The 19,769-nt window shown below is 71.5% G+C and carries 18 protein-coding genes; 9 read left to right on the top strand and 9 right to left on the bottom strand.

Going from position 1 to position 19,769, the window contains the following annotated elements; translation table 11 throughout:
- Position 1: 1 nt before the first annotated feature.
- The 3 genes from AC0NH5_RS38955 (at position 2) to AC0NH5_RS38945 (ending at position 3,496) form a co-directional block, all read left to right on the top strand.
- Positions 2-922 (top strand): carbohydrate ABC transporter permease, encoded by a 921-nt coding sequence (locus AC0NH5_RS38955; protein ID WP_474412719.1) that lies wholly within the window; start codon positions 2-4, stop codon positions 920-922.
- Between the two features lie 4 nt (positions 923-926).
- Complete coding sequence (locus AC0NH5_RS38950) at positions 927-1,754, top strand: carbohydrate ABC transporter permease (protein WP_474412717.1); 828 nt, start codon at positions 927-929, stop codon at positions 1,752-1,754.
- Positions 1,755-1,861: 107 nt separating this feature from the next.
- Entirely contained in the window at positions 1,862-3,496 is a 1,635-nt protein-coding gene (locus AC0NH5_RS38945; protein ID WP_474412715.1) for a family 43 glycosylhydrolase, read from the top strand.
- A gap of 344 nt (positions 3,497-3,840) precedes the next feature.
- Here AC0NH5_RS38945 and AC0NH5_RS38940 read toward each other — a convergent pair whose 3' ends face one another.
- The 4 genes from AC0NH5_RS38940 to AC0NH5_RS38925 form a co-directional block, all read right to left on the bottom strand.
- Positions 3,841-5,001 carry a hypothetical protein gene (locus AC0NH5_RS38940; protein ID WP_474412713.1) on the bottom strand — a complete coding sequence of 387 codons (1,161 nt, stop codon included), beginning with the start codon at positions 4,999-5,001 and terminating at the stop codon, positions 3,841-3,843.
- Positions 5,002-5,401: 400 nt separating this feature from the next.
- Complete coding sequence (locus tag AC0NH5_RS38935; protein WP_474412711.1) at positions 5,402-6,709, bottom strand: hypothetical protein; 1,308 nt, start codon at positions 6,707-6,709, stop codon at positions 5,402-5,404.
- Complete coding sequence (locus tag AC0NH5_RS38930; protein ID WP_474412709.1) at positions 6,696-7,892, bottom strand: type III PLP-dependent enzyme; 1,197 nt, start codon at positions 7,890-7,892, stop codon at positions 6,696-6,698. Before AC0NH5_RS38930 ends, AC0NH5_RS38935 begins: the two co-directional genes overlap by 14 nt.
- Before the next feature lie 28 nt (positions 7,893-7,920).
- The gene (locus tag AC0NH5_RS38925; RefSeq protein ID WP_474412707.1) at positions 7,921-10,728 is read right to left on the bottom strand and encodes a putative bifunctional diguanylate cyclase/phosphodiesterase; all 2,808 of its coding nucleotides are present in this window, start codon (positions 10,726-10,728) and stop codon (positions 7,921-7,923) included.
- A 256-nt stretch (positions 10,729-10,984) separates the two neighbouring features.
- Between AC0NH5_RS38925 and AC0NH5_RS38920 the strand changes: the two genes are divergently transcribed.
- Together AC0NH5_RS38920 and AC0NH5_RS38915 are read left to right on the top strand one after the other, a co-directional pair.
- Positions 10,985-11,263 carry a BON domain-containing protein gene (locus AC0NH5_RS38920; RefSeq protein ID WP_474412705.1) on the top strand — a complete coding sequence of 93 codons (279 nt, stop codon included), beginning with the start codon at positions 10,985-10,987 and terminating at the stop codon, positions 11,261-11,263.
- Positions 11,264-11,350: 87 nt separating this feature from the next.
- The gene (locus tag AC0NH5_RS38915; RefSeq protein WP_474412703.1) at positions 11,351-11,905 is read left to right on the top strand and encodes an SgcJ/EcaC family oxidoreductase; all 555 of its coding nucleotides are present in this window, start codon (positions 11,351-11,353) and stop codon (positions 11,903-11,905) included.
- Here AC0NH5_RS38915 and AC0NH5_RS38910 read toward each other — a convergent pair.
- Both AC0NH5_RS38910 and AC0NH5_RS38905 read right to left on the bottom strand, forming a co-directional pair.
- On the bottom strand, positions 11,902-12,774 hold the full coding sequence (locus AC0NH5_RS38910; protein WP_474412701.1) for an alpha/beta hydrolase: 873 nt from the start codon (positions 12,772-12,774) through the stop codon (positions 11,902-11,904). The two genes, AC0NH5_RS38915 and AC0NH5_RS38910, sit on opposite strands and share 4 nt — an antisense overlap.
- Complete coding sequence (locus AC0NH5_RS38905; RefSeq protein WP_474412700.1) at positions 12,771-13,703, bottom strand: Vgb family protein; 933 nt, start codon at positions 13,701-13,703, stop codon at positions 12,771-12,773. The genes AC0NH5_RS38910 and AC0NH5_RS38905 overlap by 4 nt, the downstream gene beginning before the upstream one ends.
- Before the next feature lie 37 nt (positions 13,704-13,740).
- On the opposite strand from AC0NH5_RS38905, the gene AC0NH5_RS38900 reads away from it, so the two are divergent.
- Positions 13,741-14,370, top strand: a complete 630-nt coding sequence (locus AC0NH5_RS38900) for a TetR/AcrR family transcriptional regulator (RefSeq protein ID WP_474412698.1) — start codon at positions 13,741-13,743, stop codon at positions 14,368-14,370.
- A 69-nt stretch (positions 14,371-14,439) separates the two neighbouring features.
- On the opposite strand, the gene AC0NH5_RS38895 is transcribed toward AC0NH5_RS38900, so the two are convergent.
- Both AC0NH5_RS38895 and AC0NH5_RS38890 read right to left on the bottom strand, forming a co-directional pair.
- Positions 14,440-14,838, bottom strand: a complete 399-nt coding sequence (locus tag AC0NH5_RS38895; RefSeq protein ID WP_474412696.1) for a VOC family protein — start codon at positions 14,836-14,838, stop codon at positions 14,440-14,442.
- A 3-nt stretch (positions 14,839-14,841) separates the two neighbouring features.
- The gene (locus tag AC0NH5_RS38890) at positions 14,842-15,129 is read right to left on the bottom strand and encodes an MmyB family transcriptional regulator (RefSeq protein ID WP_474412743.1); all 288 of its coding nucleotides are present in this window, start codon (positions 15,127-15,129) and stop codon (positions 14,842-14,844) included.
- Between the two features lie 125 nt (positions 15,130-15,254).
- Between AC0NH5_RS38890 and AC0NH5_RS38885 the strand changes: the two genes are divergently transcribed.
- From AC0NH5_RS38885 to AC0NH5_RS38875, 3 genes are all read left to right on the top strand, one after another.
- Entirely contained in the window at positions 15,255-16,238 is a 984-nt protein-coding gene (locus AC0NH5_RS38885) for an aldo/keto reductase (protein WP_474412695.1), read from the top strand.
- 82 nt (positions 16,239-16,320) lie between these two features.
- Positions 16,321-18,417: a serine/threonine protein kinase gene (locus AC0NH5_RS38880; RefSeq protein WP_474412693.1), complete on the top strand. Its 2,097-nt coding sequence runs from the start codon at positions 16,321-16,323 to the stop codon at positions 18,415-18,417.
- Positions 18,418-18,487: 70 nt separating this feature from the next.
- Positions 18,488-18,967, top strand: a complete 480-nt coding sequence (locus AC0NH5_RS38875) for an SRPBCC family protein (RefSeq protein WP_474412691.1) — start codon at positions 18,488-18,490, stop codon at positions 18,965-18,967.
- A gap of 42 nt (positions 18,968-19,009) precedes the next feature.
- On the opposite strand, the gene AC0NH5_RS38870 is transcribed toward AC0NH5_RS38875, so the two are convergent.
- The gene (locus AC0NH5_RS38870) at positions 19,010-19,696 is read right to left on the bottom strand and encodes a lytic polysaccharide monooxygenase auxiliary activity family 9 protein (protein ID WP_474412689.1); all 687 of its coding nucleotides are present in this window, start codon (positions 19,694-19,696) and stop codon (positions 19,010-19,012) included.
- Between the last annotated feature and the right edge of the window lie 73 nt (positions 19,697-19,769).

The raw sequence follows: 19,769 nt of genomic DNA, 5'->3' as shown, positions 1-19,769 counted from the left end.
GGTGACCGCGCTCCAGGAGCGGGCGCCGGCCCGCAGCGAGCCCGAACCCGCACGGGTCCGGCGCAACGGCCGGGCCACCCCGTACCTCTACCTGCTGCCGTACTTCGCGTTGTTCGCGACGTTCGTGCTGGCCCCCGCGGCGTACGGGCTCTGGATCAGCCTGCACGACTGGGACTATCTGCTGCCGGGCAAGCCGTTCGTCGGGCTGGACAACTATCAGGCGCTGGTCGACCCCACGTCGGCGGTCTTCGAGTTCTTCTGGCAGTCGATGCAGGCCACCGGCCTGTTCACGCTGCTCAGCGTGCCGCTGCTGCTGGCTGGGCCGCTGGCCGTCGCGCTGCTGCTCAACCGCAGCTTCCCGGGCCGCACGTTCTTCCGGGCCGTCTACTTCGCGCCGTACGTGCTGGGCGTCGCGGTGATCAGTGTGCTCTGGCGGTTCCTGCTCGACCCGAACCTGGGCGCGGTCAACGCGCTGCTCGGCGGCAGCACGCCGTGGACCACCGACCTGCCGTGGGCGTGGATCTCGCTGGTCGGCGTCACGGTCTGGTGGACGCTGGGCTTCAACGCGGTGATCTATCTGGCCGGCCTGCAGGACATCCCGCGGGAGCTCTATGAGGCGGCCCGCATCGACGGCGGTGGGAAGTGGGCGGAGTTCCGGCACGTGACCCTGCCCGGGCTGCGCCCGGTCCTGCTCTTCGTGGTGATCAACACGGTGCTCCAGTCGGCCAACATGTTCGGCCAGAGCTACCTGATCACCCAGGGCGCGCCGGGCGTGGAGACCCGGACGGCGATCATGTACATCGCCCAGACCGGCCTGCGCGACTTCAAGATGGGCAGCGCGGCCGCGATGAGCTACCTGCTCACGCTGGCCCTGCTGGCCTTCAGCCTGCTCGTCTTCCGACTGTTCCGGCCCAAGGACTGAAGCGATGCGCCACACCAAGGGAATCGCCTGGTACACCATCCTGCTCGGACTGAGCCTGATCTTCATCGCCCCGGTGATCTGGATGCTGCTGACCTCGGTCAAGACGCCGGGGGAGGCCACCCAGGTGCCGCCGACGCTGCTGCCGCAGGACCCCAGCACCGGGGCCTACGGCACGCTGTTCGAAGCCGGCTCGCAGACACCGGTGCTGCGCTGGTTCCTCAACAGCATGCTCGCCGCCACCGGCCACGCGATCCTGGTGCTGGTGGTCGCGTCGATGGCCGCCTACCCGCTCGCCCGGATGCAGTTCCGCGGCAAGAACCTGCTCTTCGGCATGATCATTGCGACCCTGTTCGTGCCGGTCTTCACGCTGATCATCCCGAACTTCCTGATCATCGACCGGCTGGGCTGGCTGGACACCCTCTGGGCGCTGATCGTGCCGAGCGCGGCCGGCGCGTTCGGGGTCTTCTTCCTGCGCCAGTTCTTCGAAAGCCTGCCCCGTGAGCTGGAGGAGGCCGCGGTGATGGAGGGCGCCAACTCCTGGCAGGTCTTCACCCGGGTGATCCTGCCGCTGTCCAAGCCGGCGCTGGCCACCCTCGCCGTGATCAGCTTCCTGACCAACTGGAACGACTTCATCTGGCCGATCTACGTGCTGTTCAGTCCGGAGAGCTTCACCCTGCCCCCGGGGCTGGGGATCCTCCAGGGCGCGTACACGATCAACTATCCGGTGGTGATGGCCGGCGCGGCCGTCGCGAGCATCCCGGCGCTGCTGCTCTTCGTCCTCGCGCAGCGCTACATCATCGAGGGCGTCTCCCGCTCCGGCCTGAAGGGGTGAAGATTGTGCGCCGCATTTCCGCCGCTCTCACGGCGGCCGCCATCGTGGTCAGTCTGTCTGCTACAGCTGTGCCTGCCGCCGCCGCTTCTTCGGCTTATCGCAACCCCGTGTCGGCGAGCTTTGCGGACACCTTCGCCGATCCGGTGGTCGTCCTCGGACAGGACAACACCTATTTCGCGTACGGGACAACGGATCCGCTTCGGGAAGGCGAACGCACCCCGCACCGCATCCCGATGGCCCGCTCCACCGACCTCGTCACCTGGACGTACATCGGCGACGCGTTCGGTCCCGCCCAACTGCCGTCCTACGCCCGCCCGACGGCCGCGCTCTGGGCGCCGGACGTGCGCCGCATCGGAAACCGCTGGGTCATGTACGTGACCGTCACCGAGACCGAGCCGGACGGCGCCTCCGCGATCGGCGTCGCCACCGCACCCACCCCCGCCGGGCCGTGGACGTTCGCCGCCGAACCGGCGGTGCCCCCGCGAGCGGCCCCCGGCGGCGGCTGGTGGTGGACCTTCGACCCGGCGCAACTGACCACTCCCGACGGGGCGCGCTGGCTGTATTACGGCAGCTACTTCGGCGGCATCTGGGTCAGCCGGCTCAGCCCCGACGGCCTGCGCGTCGTCGGCTCACCCACCCGCGTCGCTATCGACAACAAGTTCGAGGGGGCGTACGTCGTACGCCGCTCCGGCTGGTACTACCTGTTCGCCTCATCGGCCAACTGCTGCGCCGGGCCGACCACCGGCTATTCCGTGTCGGTGGGCCGCTCCCGCAGCCCGCTGGGCCCGTTCACCGACCGCGACGGCCAGTCGCTCAACGTGTCCCGGGCCGGCGGCACCCCGGTCATCGCGCCCAACGGCAACCGCTGGGTGGGCACCGGCCACAACGGCCTGATCACCGACCGGGGCGGCCAGGACTGGATGGTGTACCACGCCATCGACCGCGCCGACCCGTACCTGGACGAGCCGTTCGGCATCAACGAGCGGCCCATGCTGCTGGACCGCCTCGACTGGATCAACGGGTGGCCCACGGTGAACGGCGGCGCCTGGGCGTCGGAGAAGCCGATGGCAGCACCCGGCCGCCGCTTCGGGCCGGTGCGCCCGGCCCCGGTGCCGCAGCCCGGGTGGCTGCTGCGGGGGCACTCCGACGAGTTCGGCGGCGGCGCCCTCCGGCCTGCGTGGAGCTTCGTGCGGCCGGATCCGGCCGCGACAGTCTCCGGCGGGCAGTTGCGCTGGCCGGTGCAGGGCGCCGACCTGACCGGCGACTCGAACGACGCGGGCGTGCTGCTGCGCGCCGCGCCGGCCGGCTCCTGGATCGCCGAGACCAGGATCGCGCTCGACCTCGGTGAGGACAGCGTCCGCAACTTCCAGCAGGCCGGGCTGATCGCCTATCGCGACGACGACCACTTCGCCCGGCTGTCCGCGGTGGCGATCTGGAACACCCGGCAGGTGGAGTTCGGCAAGGAGATGCCCTTCGCCGGCCGCACCTCGTTCGGCGGCACCATCGCCGGGACGCCCGGCCTCACCACCACCTGGCTGCGTCTCGCGCACCGGGTCGACCCGGCGAACGGCGAACACGAGTACCGCGCCGGCGTCAGCCGCGACGGCCGCACCTGGACGTGGGGCGGCGTGTGGACGCTGCCCGCGGACACCGTCCCGCGCATCGGCCTCGTCGCTCACGGCGGTGCCGAACCGGCCGTAACCGCAAGCTTCGACTACTTGCGCTTCTACCAACTCCGCTGACCGCACGGCGCAGGCCGGCCGCGCGGCGCAGGCCGGCCGCGCGGTGTGGGCTGGTCGCGCGGTGTGGGCTGGTCGCGCGGTGTGGGCCGGCCGCGCGGTGTGGGCCGGCCGCGCGGTGTGGGCCGGCCGCACCACGCGTGCTGGCTGCGGCGCGTGCTGGCTGCGGCGCGGGTGGCGCCGATGCCGCGGCGCTGCTCGCGCACCGGCTAGCCCCGCCCTGCGCCGCCTCCCCTCGCCCTGCCCTGGCCCGCGATCTTGTGCAATTGACTACCGGTTTCGGCAGTCAATCGCACAAGTTCCGGAGGATCGGCGTGACTCTGAACAACACAAGCAGCGGACGGTTGTCAGCGCTTGCGGGGACTGACTTTCGCGTGCGCCTGGGCCGCCTTCGCTCGCAACGTCACCTCCCATGGAGACGGGTCGCCGCCGTTCTCCAGACAGTTGAGCAGGTGGTCCCAGACCAGGCCGAGAGTCACCGCGAGCCGAGCCGGGACGCCCTCGTGGCGAACTGTCAGTGAGCTTTCGCTGAGGCGCAGGAGCACCATGGACGGCGCGTCGTCCGGAAGCACGGTCAACGGATCCGGGAAGAGGGGCTGGGCGGCGGCCCACTGCCAGCTCAGGGCGCGCCCGCCGCGATGAGACGCCACCAGATGCATCCTGATCTGCAGATCGCCGGCGGGTAACCTGCCGCTGCCCGCGCTGCCCGCGCTGCCCGCGCTGCCCGCGCTGCCCGCGCTGCCCGCGCTGCCCGCGCTGCCCGCGCTGCCCGCGTCGGATGTGCCGGATGTGCCGGATGTGCCGGGGGTGTGGGTGGTCAGGGCGGTGATCGGGTCGGTCAGGAGGGTGTGGGCGGTGTGCTCGGGCAGGGTGCGCTCGCGGATCACGGTGACGCGGGGCAGGTCGGCGCCGTCGTTCGGTGGGGGTGGTTGCAGGGCGGGCGGGAACGGGCTCTGGGGGGTGGGGGTCAGCAGCGTGACCATCGCCTGCTCGGCGGCCTGGTGCGGTTTCTGCTCCCAGGGGCGGCCGCGGCGGGCGACCTCGGCGTGGTCGTCGATCACGGTGCGCCAGCCGGTTTCCTCGGTCACCGGCCACACCGAGATCTCGTGTTGCTCGGGTGGGTCGTCGTCGGTGCGGACGGTTTCGTGGAGGCGGTCGCGGGCGTGCACCCGCACCCGGATCAGGCCGCGCGGCACCGGCACGTCGAGGAGTTCCGGGGCGCTGCCGCCCATGAGGCCGGCGACCGAGAGACGGCCGTCGGGGGACCAGAGGGTTGCCTCGCTGACGGCGTCCCACTCGTCGGCCGACAGCTCTGGCGGCGCGTCGAGGACCGCGAGCCGCACTTCGATCCAGCCGGTGTGTGTTCCGGCGAAGCAGGTGAGGCCCTCTGGTCCGCCGGGGTGGATCAGGGTGTCGCCGATCTGGTAGATGCGCAGGCCGGTCGCGTCGCGGGAGGCGCGGACCAGGTATTGGCAGTAGTCCACCTCGAGTTCCACGAAGTCTTTCACGGCACAGACCCCCCGTGCGGCGCCGACATGTCGCAGGCATCATGGCATCGACCACCGACATTTTGCGGGGACGGCGGCTCGGCCGGCAGATGCACACCGAGCTTCGGCGGGTGCTCGGTCACCCATGCGGTGCGTTGTTGCGTCGGAGCGCGCAGAAGGCGACGTCGACGGCATCGCTGACCTGCGAGCGGGCTCGCACCGCACGCCTCGACCGGCACTACCTCGGTGCGACGGTTCGGCCCGCCCACGCGGTCTCGGGGACGGCGCGTCACTGACGCGCCCTGCGCCGGATGGCCGCGCTGCGGCCGTGATGGGGCAGATGGCCGCGGTGTAGGCCCGGGGCGGCCCGGGTTCGGTGGGAGCGGTTTGGCTCGTACTAAATGGGTGTTGTTGTCAATGGTCAATGGGCGAGGCGGCGGAACAGGTGCGGGGCGAGGGAGAAGCCGGCCCAGAGGGTGATCGTGGCGATGCCGAGGATCAGGCCGGAGACGCTGGCGGCCAGGCCGATGGCGGGGGCAGCTATCAGCATCGGCAGCATCCGGACGGCGATCGCGCCGCCCAGGGCGCGGACCGAGGCGGCGTAAGCGAGGTCGCGGGTGACCGATTCGGAGTCCGCTTCGGCGGCTACCCGGGCGTCCATGTCGCCTTCGAAGGCGGTCTGCGCGAGGCCGGCGCCGAATTGGGCGAGCAGCACCATCGGAGCGCCCAGCGGGGCCAGGGTCCAGCCGGCGAGCATGCCGAGTCCCCACAGTGACCAGCGCAGCACGGCGGGCAGACGGAGGCGGGCGATCGCGGTGACGGCGGTCGTGGCGAACAGGGTGCCGAGGCAGAAGGCGACCGCGGAGGCGGCCACCCAGGCGCCGCCGTGCAGTTCTTCGATGATCGGCACGGCGAGCAGGGTGGGACCGGAAGCGATCAGCATGACGGCGCCACCGGCGAGCAGCTGGGGTGCGGGGAGGCGCCAGGTCCGGGCGGTTGTCGCGCGTGCGTGGCGGCCGCGGCTCGTGGGGCGGGGCGCGGGGGTGAAGGCGTGCGGGTTGCTGCCGAAATGGCCGACCGGCGTGGTGGCCGCGGCGGGGGTGGGGGAGATCCGCGCGCGGCGGGCGGTCAGCACGGTGGGCAGCAGGGAACCGAGATAGATCGTGAAGATCGTGCCGAGCAGCCAGCCGGTCGGATATCCGGACACGCCGAGCGGCAGCAGGGCGGCGAACGCGGTGCCGGCCGCCTCGACGCCCATGATGCACATGACATAGCGGGTCATCGACTGTGGTGCGGCGTTGACCGCGCTGACCTCGGCGCGCATCCCGGCGAAGCCGGCCCAGGCGGCGGTGTGCATGAGCACGATGGCGGCCGCGATCGACCAGGACGGCGCCCCGGCGATCAGGCCGCCGAGAACGGCGAAGCGGAGTACGACCTCGACGGCGGCCGAGCCGCGGACCAGTGCCCGGCCGTCGAACCGGCGGGCCAGCCAGCCGGTGACCGGGGCGGAGAGGACCGCGCCGACGAGCATGGCGGCGTTGTAGAGGGCGGCCTCGGCGAGGCCGCCGCGGGACACCGCGATCAGCACGACGACGGTCCAGCCGAGCGACATGCCGAACGAGTCGATGACGCCGGCGATCAGCAGTTCGCGCAGCCGGCCGGCCCGGCGCATGCCGCCCGGCCCGGCCCGGCGACGGCCGCGCCGGGCCGCCGCCTCAGTGGCCGGCACGTGGCGGGTCGCCCGTACCGATGAAGATCGGCGTGGGCGGCTGGAATCCGTTGAAGGCGGAGGCGTACGCCAGCGTGTAGGCGCCGGCGCTGCCCAGGTAGAGCACGTCGCCGACGGCGAGGGTGGCGGGCAGCATGAGCCCGTGGCCGAACGTGTCGGAGCTGTCGCAGGTCGGCCCGGTGACGGTGAAGGGCAGGTGCGGCACGTCGGCGTGGTCGCGCAGCGAGGTCCGCAGCGGGAAGTCCCAGCCGCCCGGCGTCTGCAGCGACTCCATCAGGCCGTGGTAGGCGCCGACCTCGGTGAACAGCCAGTTCTCAGAGCCACGCTGCTCCCGCCCGATGATCGTCGCGGCGATCACGCCGGACTCGGCGACCAGGAAGCGGCCGGGCTCGGCGGCGACCAGGGCCGGCCGGTACGGCAGCTCGGCCAGCGCGCCGGTCACGATCTCACCGATCTCCTCGATGGCCGGTACGCCCTCGACGTACCGGGCCGGGTAGCCGCCACCCAGGTCGATCATCTCGAGCTCGATGCCGTCCTGGCGCAGCCGGCTCATCAGCGTGCCGGCGTCGGCGATCGCGGACCGGTACGCCTCGGCGTTGCCGCACTGCGAGCCGACGTGGAAGGTGACGCCGTACGGGCGCAGGCCGAGTCGCTGAGCGAGCAGCATCAGGTCGTACGCGTCCTCGACGTCGGTACCGAACTTGCGGGACAACGGGAACACGCTGGTGCTGTCGTCGACGCGCAGCCGCACGTAGACGGCGGCGCCGGGCGCCTGCTCCGCGATCTTGGCAAGCTCGTTGGGCGCGTCGAAGCTGAACCGCCACAGGCCGGCCCGGTACGCCTGGGCGATGTGCGCCGGCGGCTTGACCGGGTTGCTGTAGAGCACGCCGGCCGGGTCGACGCCGAGTGCCTGCAAGGTCCGCAGCTCGCCGAGCGAGGCGATCTCGAAGCTGGACCCGCGGGCCGCGAGCGTCCGCAGGATCTCCGGTGCCGGGTTGCACTTCATGGCGTAGAAGGTCCGCACCCCGGGCATCGCGGCGGCGAAGGCGGCGTGCCGCCCGGCGACCACGTCGAGGTCGGTCACCAGGTACGGCGTCGCCATGTCGATCACCTCGAGCATCTCGGGCGCGAGGCCGGCCGGCCACTGATCCTGGATCGCAGGCGTGACGGTGGCGAGGGACATGCGACTCTCCTGAACAAAGGGGGATTAATCAGCGAGCGGGGGTGAGGATGAGGCGGCCGGCTTCCTCGGCGGGAACCGGGCGGGAGAAGTAGTAGCCCTGGGCGAAGTGGCAGCCCATCTCGCGCAGTGCGGCGAGCTGGCCGAACTCCTCGATGCCCTCGGCCACGGTGGCCATGCCGAGGCTCTTGCCGAGCTGCACGATGGTGTCGGCGAGCGCGGTGTCGTCGGTCAGGGTGCCGAGCCGTTCCACGAACGAGCGGTCGATCTTGAGGGTGTCGACCGGGAAGCGGCGCAGGTACGCCAGCGAGGAGTACCCGGTGCCGAAGTCGTCGATGGCCAGCGTGACGCCGAGCGCCTTGAGGCGTACCAGCTGCTCCAGGTTGTCGTCGGTGTCGGTCATCAGCACGGACTCGGTCATCTCCAGGCAGAGCTGGTTCGCCGGCATGCCGGTCTCGGCGAGGATCCCGGCGACCACCTCGACCAGGTCGGTGCGGTCGAACTGGCGTACCGAGACGTTGACGGCCATCTTGACCGGACGGCCGTCGCCGGCCGCGCTCCACTCGACGGCCTGGCGGCACGCCTCGCGCAGCACCCACCGGCCGAGCGGCACGATCAGGCCGGTGGCCTCGGCGATCGGGATGAACTCGGCGGGCGGGATCAGGCCGCGCTCCGGATGCTGCCAACGGGCCAGCGCCTCGAATCCGATCACCTCGCCGGTCGCCACGTCGATGGTGGGCTGGTAATGCAGGCGCAGCTGACCGCGCTCCAGCGCCACCCGCAGGTCGGCCTCGAGCTCCAGCCGGGCCACCAGCCCGGACAGCATCTCCGGGTCGTAGCTGGCGAAGCAGCTGCCACCGGCCGACTTCGCCTTGTACATGGCCAGGTCGGCATTGCGCATGAGCTGCTCGGCCACGTCCGCGCCGGCCTCGCCGAGCAGTCCGGCCGCGATCAGCAGGGCGGTTCCTGCCAGGCCGATGCTGGCCTGCACGTGGATGCTGCGGGACTCGATGGTGAACGGCTCCTCGAGCACCTCGATGATCCGGCGGGCGACCCGCTCGGCCTCGTCCTCCACGCTCGTGTCCGGGCTCTCCGGTGCCGACTGGATCAGCACCGCGAACTCGTCGCCGCCGAACCGGGCGACCAGGTCGCCGTCGCGCACCGAGCCGCGCAGCCGGTCGGCGACCTGCACCAGCAGCTGGTCGCCGGTCAGGTGACCGAGGCTGTCGTTGACCTCCTTGAACCCGTCGAGGTCGAGGAAGAGCACGGTGACCTCGCCGCCGTCCGCGCGCTTGAGCAGCGCGTCGCCGAGCCGCTCCCGGAACAGCGCCCGGTTCGCGAGCTGGGTGAGAGCGTCGTGGTAGGCCTCGTGCACCAGCTGGTCCTGCAGCTCCTTGCGCTCGCTGATGTCCCGGGTGTTCAGCACCAGGCCGGCGACGCTCGGGTCGGAGAGCAGGTTGGTGATGGTCATCTCGGCCTGCCGCACCCGGCCGTCGCGGTGCCGCACGGCCAGCTCCAGCACGGTCGTCGCGTACGGCCGGCCGGCGACCTGCCGCAGCGCCTGGGCCAGGCGCAGGCCGGACTCCGGGTCGAGCAGCTTGGTCAGGCGGCGGCCGGTGAGCACCCGCGCCGGGTAACCGAAGACCCGCTGCGCCGACTCGCTCTGATAGAGGACGTCGGCCTCCGGGCTGACCACGGTGACCACGTCCGAGCTGTGCTGGACCAGCGCGCGGAAACGCTGCTCGCTGACGAACAGCTCGGCGGTGCGGGACGCGACCCGGGCCTCCAGGGTGCGGGTCAGACCGCGGTTCTCCTGCAGGGTGAGCAGCTGCCGGGTGATGATCAACAACATCAGGGCGGAGCGCAGGTAGGTCACGAACAGGTTGTTCTCCCCGGTCCTGGCGTACCAGACGACCGACGTCAGCAGGGCGGCGAGCACCGCGACGTACGGCAGCATGATGCCGACCGGCTGGGCGTTGTCGTCGGCCTCGCCGGCCTCGTCGATCTCGTCGCCGGTGGGCGCCGGGACCGGCTTGAACGCGGCCAGCAGGATCAGCGAGAAGCCCGCGAACCAGCCGATGTCGGTGACCCCGCCCGAGCTGTACTCGCCGATCAGGCTGAGGTACGCGTACCCGATGTCGGAGACGGCGAAAGCCGTGATGCCGGCGCCGACCAGGGCCAGCTGCGAGAACGTCCGCCCGTGCCGGCGCTGCTGGGCCAGCATGTACAGCACCACGGTCACGATCACCACGTCACCGAGCGGATAGGTGAGGCTGACCGTGAGCGCGAGCTTGCTGTCCTGACCGGCCTCGATCAGCGGGGTGATCACGAAGATCCAGGCGATCAGCACCAGCGAGGCGGCGACCATCAGGCCGTCGAGGACGATCCGGGCACGGTTCGCCAGGCTCTGCGCCTTGCTCGGCATCACCAGCAGGCCGACCGGGGCCAGCAGCACCATCCCGACATAGCCGATATCGGCGATCGACGGGAACGGGGCCTCCTCGCCCCGGAACGACTCGAGATAGACCCAGGCGCTCTGCCCGAGCCCCCAGCTGAGCACGCCCAGCCCGACGAAGGCCCAGCCCCAGCGCATCCGGCCGCTGAACAGGCGGGCCCGCACCAGGCAGGCGACGGCCGCGGTGATCGCGCCCAGGCACAGGCCGAAGTTGGAGATCGCCTGCGAGATCTCCGGACCGGCCACGCCGGTGCCCAGGACCAGCGCGAAGGCGGCCACCACGGCGCCGACCAGCACGCACAGACGCGTCCAGCCGACCGGCCCGCGCGCACCGCGGCGGTCCGTCGGCGGGAGCGTGTCCCGCGGGTGGGTGCTGTCTGCCATCAGGCGTTCTCCGAAAGATCGGCGGTGTGCTCGTACCGCCGCAATCGGGCCCGGGCGCCAGATCATGAGAATTTCTCCCCGCCGGATGCCCTGCGCAGCGGTGCAGTTCGGGAGCCGAGGGCGTGAAGGTTGCATGACGATGCGCGGCGCCGGGTTGCGCTGCCCGCACGGTCAGGCCAAGGTCATGGGCCTGCCGGATCATTCGCCCGGCGTCCACCAGCCGGATCGCTCACCCGGCGTCGGAAGGGAATGACCGATGTATCCGTTTCCCGGTTCACCGGACGACTGGCACGACCGGGTGGACGACCCCCCGGTGCTGACGGCCGACGAGCTCATCGCGGAACTCGTCGGGGCGTCGATCATGGGTCATCCGCTCGCCCGGGGCCGGTACCTGGACATCCAGGTGCAGAACCAGGTCGTGATCCTGCTGGGCCAGGTGGCTTCCACCGAGGCGCGGGCGGTGATCCGGAGCCTGGCATGGCAGATGCCCGGCGTGCGCGACGTCTGCAACCGGCTGACTGTCAGCTCACCCTGAGCATGTCGACCGTCCCCCTTCAGAGGTACTGCGAGATACCTCTGAAGGAGGTTCCGGCGAAGCGGCCGGGACTTCTACGGTTTTGGCATGAATCGATACCTCAACCGCGTGACCAGCACCGCTCGACGTGCTCCGCGGTGGCGGGCCGCTCTGGTGGGCCTGGTCGCCGTGTCGTCCACCGCGCTCGGCGCCGCAGCCGGTCCTGCGTCGGCCGGTCCGGCGGCCGGCTCCTCGCGAGAGAAAGACCTTGTCGCGTTGCAGGAGTTGCGCGAGCGGCAGGACCGGGCCTGGGAACAGGGCGATGCCCGGGCGTACGCCGCGGTCTACACCGTCGATGCCGATCTGGTCACCTTCAACGGCGACCACATGAGCACCCGGGCCGGCATCGAGGAGGGAATGGGCTATTACTTCACGACCTATCTGAAGGGCACCCGCCTTCTTCAACAGGACGAGCGCATCCGTTTCCCCGAACCCGACGTGGCCGTCATCGTCCGATCCGGCTGCGTCCTCTGGCCGGGTGAGACGGCATGCACCGACGAGGCCCTCTCGGTCAACACGAACGTCGCGGTGAAACGTCACGGCCGCTGGCTCTACACCTCCTTCCAGAACACCCGGGTCAGGCCGCTGCGCCCGGCTGCCTAGGTCATTCGTTCGATGACGGATGCCAGCTCCCGCGGATGGGTCATCACGACGTTGTGCCCGGATGCGATGTCCACGAGATGGCGTCGAGGCGCAGCCCGCACGATCGAGACCACTTTCTCTCGCCGGTCCGCGTAGAACCCGCGGTCGGCCAGCACGATGGTCATCGGGCAGGTGATGCGTTCGTAGACGTCGAGGCTGGGGAAGACCGGGGCGTCCATCGACGGGGTGGTGGTGGCGGCGATGGCTTCCGGTGTGGGCCTTCGGGTCAGGGTGCCGTCGATGTTCCTGAGAAGGCTTCGCTCGGAGACCGCGCGGACGAGTGCCGGGTCGGAGCCGGCATTGAGCCAGTCGGTCGCGGCGTTGGTGACCTGTTCTTCGATCCAGGCTTCGTGCTGGGTGCCGTGGAAGCGGCGGCCGTACCCGAACGTGCGCTCAAGCTCGTCGGCGGAGGCCGGGGTGCGGAACGTCGCGAGTGCGCGGCCGGCGGTCTCCCGGTCGTCGAGGACCAGGCCGTCGACGATGCAGATGCCGGCCGGGTCGACGAGGCCCGCGGCGGTGACCGCCGTGACGGCGTAACCGCCGGTCGAGTGGCCGACCAGCAGCGGTTTCTCCCATCCCGTGGCCGCTACGACGGCGGCCAGGTCGCGCCAGTACTGTTCCGCGGTCTTCGATTCGGCGGTGCTGTGGCCGTGGCCGCGGAGGTCGATGGCGATCACCCGGTGCTCCGGCAGGAGTTCCGTCGCCACCGCTGTCCAGGCGGCGGCGTTGTGGCCGCTGCCGTGCACGAGCAGGACGGGCCGTCCGGTGCCGCCGTGGTCGACGGCGGCCAGGGTGCCGCCGTCCACCGCGAAGGAGATCTCTTGACTCATGCGAACTCGCTCTTCTCGACGGCGGCCAGGGAGCCGCTTTCCATCGCCACCCACACCAGGGAGTCGTCGACCCACAGCCCGTGCGGCTCGCGGCCGGGCAGTCGGCGGAGGGTGACGGCACCGTCGGCGGTGATGCGGGCCAGCTCACCGGAACCCCACAGGGTGGCCCAGCACCCGCCGTCGGGGTCGGCGGCGACGGCGTGTGGGCGGCTCGCGGCGCCGGCGAACGCGAACTGTTCGATCGAGCCGGACTGGTCGACGCGGCCGACGCTGCCGCCGGCGATGTCCGCGTACCAGACGCCCGTTGTCGATGCGGCGACGCCGACCGGTGCACTGCCGGCCGGCAGCTCGACGAGCTGGACCGTGCCGTTGTCCACGCGAGCGAGTGAGCCGGCGCCGTTGAGGGCGACCCAGGCACTGCCCTCCGCGTCGACGGTCAGCATCGCCGCCCGCGCCTCCGCTACCGGCAGGTCGACCATGATCAGGTTGCCGTTCGCGGTGGCCCGGCCGACCTGGTCGAGGCCCGCGGCGGTGAACCAGACTTCACCCTCGGATGCGGGCGCGATGCCGTACGGCGCCGAGCCAGGCGCCAGGTCGATCACCGTGTGGTCGCCCGAGGCGTCTCGCCGGCTCAGCCGATCGTCGGATCGGGTGCACCAGAGGGCGCCGTCGGCGGTGGCGGCCAGCAGCATCGGATGGCCCGCGCTGTGCGGAAGGACCTCGTGCCGGAACTCGACGGCGGGCTCGCCGTCGGCCGGCGTCTCGGCGGGCGTCTTGGCCCGTGTCTCGGCAGGCAGCATGCGTGCGAGTCCCGGCGGGGCCAGGATCGTCGTCCACAGGGTGCCGCCGGTGTCCCGGGCCACTGCGTACGGCGCCCAGCCCGGCGGCAGGGCCACCTCGCGGCACCGTGCTGTCTCGATGAATGACATGACCGACCCCCTAACGCTATGGATGTAGCATTAGGTCATGTCCTCGGATGCGCAAGTCCCTTTCGCGACTCCTGGAGCGACCCGGCCCGGTGGGCGGACTGCCCGCACGCGGGAACGCGTCCTCGCGGCCGTCGCGTCACTGCTGCTGGAGGGCGGGTACGACGCGTTGACCGTGGACGCCGTCGCCGCGCGTTCCGGAGTGCACCGCACCACTGTCTATCGCCGCTGGCGGGACACCGGCAGCCTCCTCGCCGACTCCCTCGACGCTGCCCGCGAGCAGACGTGGCAGCCACCGGACACCGGCTCCCTGCTCGGCGACCTGACCGGGATCAACCGCCAGATCGTCGCGGCCCTGACCGAGGAGCCGTCGATCACCCGGGCGCTCATCACGGCGTCGTTCCGCTCGCCGGCAGCCGCCCACGCGCTCCGGTCGTTCTGGGAGGATCGTTACACGAACGCGGCCGTCGTCGTGGAACGCGCGGCAGGCCGGGGTGAGGCCGCCCCGCACACCGACGCGCGCACTGTGCTGGTCGCGTCGTGCGCGCCGGTATTCTACGAGCTCACGCTGATGCGGTCGCCGGCTACGGAAGATCTCGCCGAGCGCTACGCCAAGGTGGCAGCCGCAGCCGCAGCCGCAGCCGCAGCCGGGACCGCGACCGCAACGTAGGTGCAGACCCGAACTCCGCCGCGGTGGGTGCGGCAGCGGTTACGGGCCGTCGAGGGACACGCTGCCGAGCTAGACGTCGGCCTCCAGCGCGAACGTGTTGCCGTCCGGGTCCTGGATCCAGGCGATGCGCCCGCCGCCGGCACGAGGAGTGATGCCCCGGGCGTCGTGCACGTACTGCTCGTAGCGCACGATCTCGACGCCCGCCGAGGTCAGCTCGTCGACGATCCGGTCGAGATCGTCGACGTACCACGTGGCCAGGGTCGCCGGGGTCCTCCCGGCGGTCTCCGACTGATAGACGTTGAGCGCCGGGCCGCCGCCGGAGCCGTAGACCCGGCTGCCGTCCCGGATGTGGGCGCTGGGGCCGGACTGCAGTGGCCGAAGACCGAGCCTGCCCTCGTAGAACGCGATCGCCCGCTGAATGTCGGAGACGGCGACGGACGTCCTCAGGGGGTGATCGCTCAACGGCATGTCTCACCCTCCCACACTTGGTCCCACGTCAGCCCCCTGCTGCGTCGCCGCCCAGGTGGCGAGCAGCTGCAGACCGTCGCCGGAGGAGGTGCCCGGCGCGGCGGAGTAGGCGACCACCGTGACATCCCCGTCGCCCGCCGACGTGAGCGCCTCGTAATCCAGTTCGAGGTCGCCGATGGCCGGGTGCCGAAGCCCGCATCGTGTTGACCTGCTGCGCCGGACCGGCCGCGAACATGGGCGCGTAGAGGGCTCTGCCCGGGGTGTTCGTGGCGAGGACGTCGAAGCGGTGATTGCGGGCAGGGGGTCCCTGCCGGTACCCCTCAGGCCGGTGCCTTCTTCCCGGCTGGGCCCCGGGACATGATTCGACCCGGGCGGGGCACGTCATTCACGAGATGCAACGGCACGGAGGAGAAACGATGCGCACCACGAAGCTCGGTCAGCTCGAGGTCGCCCGGATCGGTCTGGGTGCGATGGGGATGTCGCACGGTTACAGCGGCGCCGGCAGCGACGACGCCGAGTCGATCCGCACCGTCCATCGGGCCCTCGATCTCGGCGTGACGCTCATCGACACCGCCGAGGTCTACGGGCCGTACACCAATGAGGAGCTGATCGGCCGCGCCCTGAAGGGTCGCCGTGACCAGGTCGTGCTGGCCACCAAGTTCGGCCTGATCTCGCACACCGGCCGGGGGCAGGGCGCCCCGGACAGCAGCCCGGCGAGTGTCCGCGCCGCGGTCGACGGCTCGCTGCAGCGCCTCGGCACCGACCACATCGACCTGTACTACCAGCACCGCGTCGACCCCGGCACGCCGATCGAGGAGACCATGGGCGTGCTCGCGGAGCTCGTACAAGAAGGCAAGGTTCGTTTCATCGGGTTGTCGGAGGCCTGGACCGACACCATCCGGCGCGCCCACGCGGTGCACCCGGTTACCGCCGTGCAGTCGGAATATTCGCTGTGGACCCGCGATCAGGAGCAGCTGCTGCCGGTGCTGCGTGAGCTGGGCATCGGCCTGGTGGCGTACTCGCCGCTCGGCCGCGGCTTCCTGACCGGTGCGCTGCGCTCGCCGGCCGATGTGGAGAAGCTGGACGACAGCGACTTCCGGAAGAACCACCCGCGTTTCACCGGCGAGAACTTCCGGCGCAACCTGCGCATCGCCGACCAGGTGCAGGCGGTCGCCGACCAGGTGGGCGCGACCGCGGGACAGGTGGCGCTGGCCTGGCTGCTGTCGCAGGGCGACGACGTCGTGCCGATCCCCGGCACCAAGCGGGTGAGCCGGGTGCAGGAGAACGTCGCCGCGGACGCGGTGACGCTCACGCCCGCGCAGATCGACACCCTGACCGCGCTGCCGGTGGCCGAGGGCGGCCACCACACCGACGAGCAGATGCGGCTGATCGAGCGCTGAGCCGGAGGTCCGCCTGGGCCGTGCGTGGTCAGGCTGCGTACTGTATGCCCGTCCTTGTCCCCGGACTTCGATGGGTTGACCGATGAAGAGCCCGCTGCGTCCCGGCGATCCGCACACGCTGGGCGGCTACGAGCTGCTGGCCCGGCTGGGTGAGGGCGGCATGGGGTCGGTCTTCCTCGGCCGGCGCGACGACGGCCCGCTGGTCGCGATCAAAATCATCAAGCCGGAGTACGCCCACGAGGAGGAGTTCCGGGGGCGCTTCCGCAGCGAGGTCAAGCGGGCCCGGCAGGTGCCGCCGTTCTGCACCGCCGCGGTGCTCGACGCCGACCCGGAGCACCGGACGCCGTACCTGGTGGTGGAGTACGTGGACGGCCCGAGCCTGGACGAGGTGGTCGCGCGGGAGGGGCCGCTGGCGGACAGCCGCCTGCACGGGGTCGCGGTGGGGGTGGCCACCGCGCTGACCGCGATCCACGGGGCCGGGGTGATCCACCGCGACCTGAAGCCGCGCAACGTGCTGTTCGCCCTGGGCTCGCCGAAGGTCATCGACTTCGGGATCGCCCGGGCGCTGGAGGTGACCAGCCAGCACACGCATCCCGATCAGATGGTGGGGACGGTCGCGTACATGGCGCCGGAGCGGTTCGACGGCATCCACCGGGACATCACCCCGGCCGCCGACGTGTTCGCCTGGGGGGCGGTCATCGCGTACGCGGGCACCGGTCGTACCCCTTTCCGGGCCGACTCGCCGGTGGCGACCGCCGCCCGGATCCTGACCCAGCCGCCGGATCTGACCGGTCTGACCGGGCCGCTGGCCGACCTGGTGGCGCTCGCCCTGGCGAAGGACCCGGAGGACCGGCCCACCGCGCACGAGTTGCTCAATCTGCTGCTGGCGCAGAACACCGACCCGCGGTCGCCGATCCGAGCGCCGGCCCTGGATCCGCGGCTGCGGCAGGTCGCGGAGGCGGCGCAGCTGTCCGGCCGGCACGTCTCCGGTGCCGGGAAGCGGCTCGGTCTGCCGGTCGGGCAGTCGCCCGGCCGGCGCCGCCGCAGGCGTACGACCATCGCGGTCACCGCCGTCGCCACGCTGCTGATGGCTGCCGCCGGCCTGTACAGCCGGAACCTGGGCGGCGGCGAGGTGGAGGCCGTCGGGAGCAGCTCGGCCCCGGTCACGGTGGCGCCGGCGACTTTGCCGGTGCCGGGGGCGGTGCGCGGCCCGTGGGTGGTGGACGCCCTCGATCGGCGAGGGCAGTGGAAGGCCGCCACCGATGCGGGTGGCGGGCGCTGCACGTTCAAGGACGGCCTGGTCATGACCACGTCCAGCTGGGTGATGGTGTGCCCGGGCACCACCGAGACCTTCGCCGGCGACCAGTCGATCTCCGCCGACGTCACGGTCGGAACCGTCCATTCCTGCGCCGAGATCAAGTTCCGGTCGGCCGGCGACAGCTCGTACTGGCTGGACCTCTGCCCGCGGATCGTGCGGATCCGGCATGAGGGCGCCGTCCGGACCAGCACGCTCGGCTCGGTGGATTCGGATCTGTTTGCCCCCGGCGTGCGCCGCACCGTGGCGTTGACCGTTCGCGACGAGGTCGCGTCGGTCGCGGTCGACGGCGCTGCCGTGCTCGACGCGAAGCTGACCGATCCGAGTCTGGCGGCCGGCCGGGTGGCCTTCGGCGTCGGTCCGGCTGACGCCGCGCGCAACGACGAGGTGCAGGTCAGCGCGGTCGTCGCCCGGGCCGAGATCAGACCGCTCGGGGACGTCGCCCCGTCCGCTGCCGGGCCGGTGCCCTCGTTCACCGACGTACGGCGGGGCAGCACCAGGTCGGTCGTCAATGTCCGGGGCTACTACCCGAAGTCCCGGTCGATCGTGGTGGAGCCGGTGCTGTTCATGACCGGTGAGGAGTACTGCGAGACGTTCGAGGTGAAGCCTTCGCCGGACAGTCCGTGCGAGCGGGCCTGGGTGACCGAGGACAGCCGGATGGCCGTGACCCTGCCGGTCGCCGCCGCACCCAAGCTGACCGGCACGTTCGATGATCCGGGGCGGTGCGCCGGCGATCCGGTGACCGTCGGCACCTGCCGGATCGCCGCGGACCGGCTCGCCGAACGGCTGGGGGAGGGGGGACTGGCCGAGGTGACCACCACCGACGGTGTCGTCACCGCGGTGGCCGAGGTCTACACGCCCTGAGGCGCCGGACCGCGGCATATTGTTGCTGGTGCGGGCAGACGCTCGTCTCGTTCCGACCGGGAGCCGCCCGATGGCCCGTTTCACCGTTGTTCAGGAGTTCTCCGCGCCGGCCACCGCCGTGTGGGACACGCTCGTCGACTGGCCCCGGCACGGTGACTGGGTGCCGCTGACGGTGGTGCGGGTCCTGACGGAGCGGGCGGACGGGGTGGGCGCGGAGTTCGTCGGCCGGACCCAGGCCGGCCCGTTCGGGTTCGACGATCCGATGCGGGTGGTCGGCTGGGAGCCGCCGGCGGGTGACGCGCCCGGGGACCGGGCCGGGCGGTGCGAGGTGGTCAAACTCGGCCGGGTTCTGCGCGGCCGGGCATGGTTCTCGGTGACGCCGCTGCCGGGCGGCCGGTGCCGGGTGTCCTGGTCCGAGGACGTGACCATGATCCCGCACGCGATCACCCGATATGCCGGGCCGCTGCTGTCGGTGCCGGGCCGGCTGGCGTTCGCGGCGACGTTGCGGGCGGCCGCGCGCGACGTCGAGGGTCGTAGAGCACCGCGGTGACCGGCGCGTGCCGGACGGCAGCGAGCCGTCCGGCAGCGTGGTTCAGCCGAAGTTGACGTCGGCGCACCAGTAATAGACCTGGTCGGCGTGGCCCGCCTCCCAGACGGTGTAGACGATGTGCCGGCCGGTGCGTCCCGGCGCGCTCACCGGGATCTTGACCGAGACTCCGCCGAGGACCGGGTCGTTGGTGGTCTCCCCGACGCCCGGCCCGATCGGCCCGGTGTCCTTGACCAGGGTCAGGTCGCTCCAGGCCAGCCGCTGGGTCAGCGGGTTGAAGCCCTGCCGGCTGACGTAGACGCGGAAGTACTTCGCGCCGTGCCGCGCCTGGTCGTGCGCCACGACCGTGAACGCCGAGGCGTTCGGGATGCGGGTCGCGACCCAGTTGCCGGGGGTGTCCAGCGCCGAGTACCGCGTTCCGCCGGTGTTGCCGGCGCTGCACAGCGTGCCGTTGGGGACGGCCGCCTGGTGGTTGCCCTGGACGTTCTCCCGGTAGAGGCCGTTCCAGTTCCACATCGCGGTGGTGTCGGCCTGCCAGGCCTGCCAGCACATCGGGTCGGCGGTGGCCATGGCGGGGTTCTGGAAGTCGTTGCCCCAGCGCTTCCAGCAGCCGTAGTTGCGCGACGCGGGGTCGATCGTCGAGCCGTGCGCGTTCGCCGCGCCGGCCGGTGCGGTCACCAGCAGCAGAACAGCGGTCACTGCCACGGTGAGCAGACGGGTAGGGGTGAGCATGGCGCCTCCAGCATTCCTGCGATGAAGTCGGAATGACGCGCGGCGTTTCGTGCTGTGCCGCCGGCTCCGGCGT

The sequence above is a fragment of the Actinoplanes sp. 13 genome, from assembly GCF_056134165.1.
The sequence above is the reverse complement of the archived record's forward strand: the minus strand, read 5'-3'. Positions and strand labels throughout refer to the sequence as shown.

Bases quoted from the DNA above. Each gene is read 5' to 3' on its own strand.
- AC0NH5_RS38920 (WP_474412705.1), top strand. From the start codon at position 10,985: ATGTATCCGTTTCCCGGTTCACCGGACGACTGGCACGACCGGGTGGAC.
- AC0NH5_RS38950 (WP_474412717.1), top strand. From the start codon at position 927: ATGCGCCACACCAAGGGAATCGCCTGGTACACCATCCTGCTCGGACTG.
- AC0NH5_RS38900 (WP_474412698.1), top strand. From the start codon at position 13,741: ATGTCCTCGGATGCGCAAGTCCCTTTCGCGACTCCTGGAGCGACCCGG.
- AC0NH5_RS38880 (WP_474412693.1), top strand. From the start codon at position 16,321: ATGAAGAGCCCGCTGCGTCCCGGCGATCCGCACACGCTGGGCGGCTAC.
- AC0NH5_RS38875 (WP_474412691.1), top strand. From the start codon at position 18,488: ATGGCCCGTTTCACCGTTGTTCAGGAGTTCTCCGCGCCGGCCACCGCC.
- AC0NH5_RS38895 (WP_474412696.1), bottom strand. From the start codon at position 14,838: ATGCCGTTGAGCGATCACCCCCTGAGGACGTCCGTCGCCGTCTCCGAC.
- AC0NH5_RS38910 (WP_474412701.1), bottom strand. From the start codon at position 12,774: ATGAGTCAAGAGATCTCCTTCGCGGTGGACGGCGGCACCCTGGCCGCC.
- AC0NH5_RS38885 (WP_474412695.1), top strand. From the start codon at position 15,255: ATGCGCACCACGAAGCTCGGTCAGCTCGAGGTCGCCCGGATCGGTCTG.
- AC0NH5_RS38870 (WP_474412689.1), bottom strand. From the start codon at position 19,696: ATGCTCACCCCTACCCGTCTGCTCACCGTGGCAGTGACCGCTGTTCTG.
- AC0NH5_RS38915 (WP_474412703.1), top strand. From the start codon at position 11,351: ATGAATCGATACCTCAACCGCGTGACCAGCACCGCTCGACGTGCTCCG.
- AC0NH5_RS38930 (WP_474412709.1), bottom strand. From the start codon at position 7,892: ATGTCCCTCGCCACCGTCACGCCTGCGATCCAGGATCAGTGGCCGGCC.
- AC0NH5_RS38905 (WP_474412700.1), bottom strand. From the start codon at position 13,703: ATGTCATTCATCGAGACAGCACGGTGCCGCGAGGTGGCCCTGCCGCCG.
- AC0NH5_RS38925 (WP_474412707.1), bottom strand. From the start codon at position 10,728: ATGGCAGACAGCACCCACCCGCGGGACACGCTCCCGCCGACGGACCGC.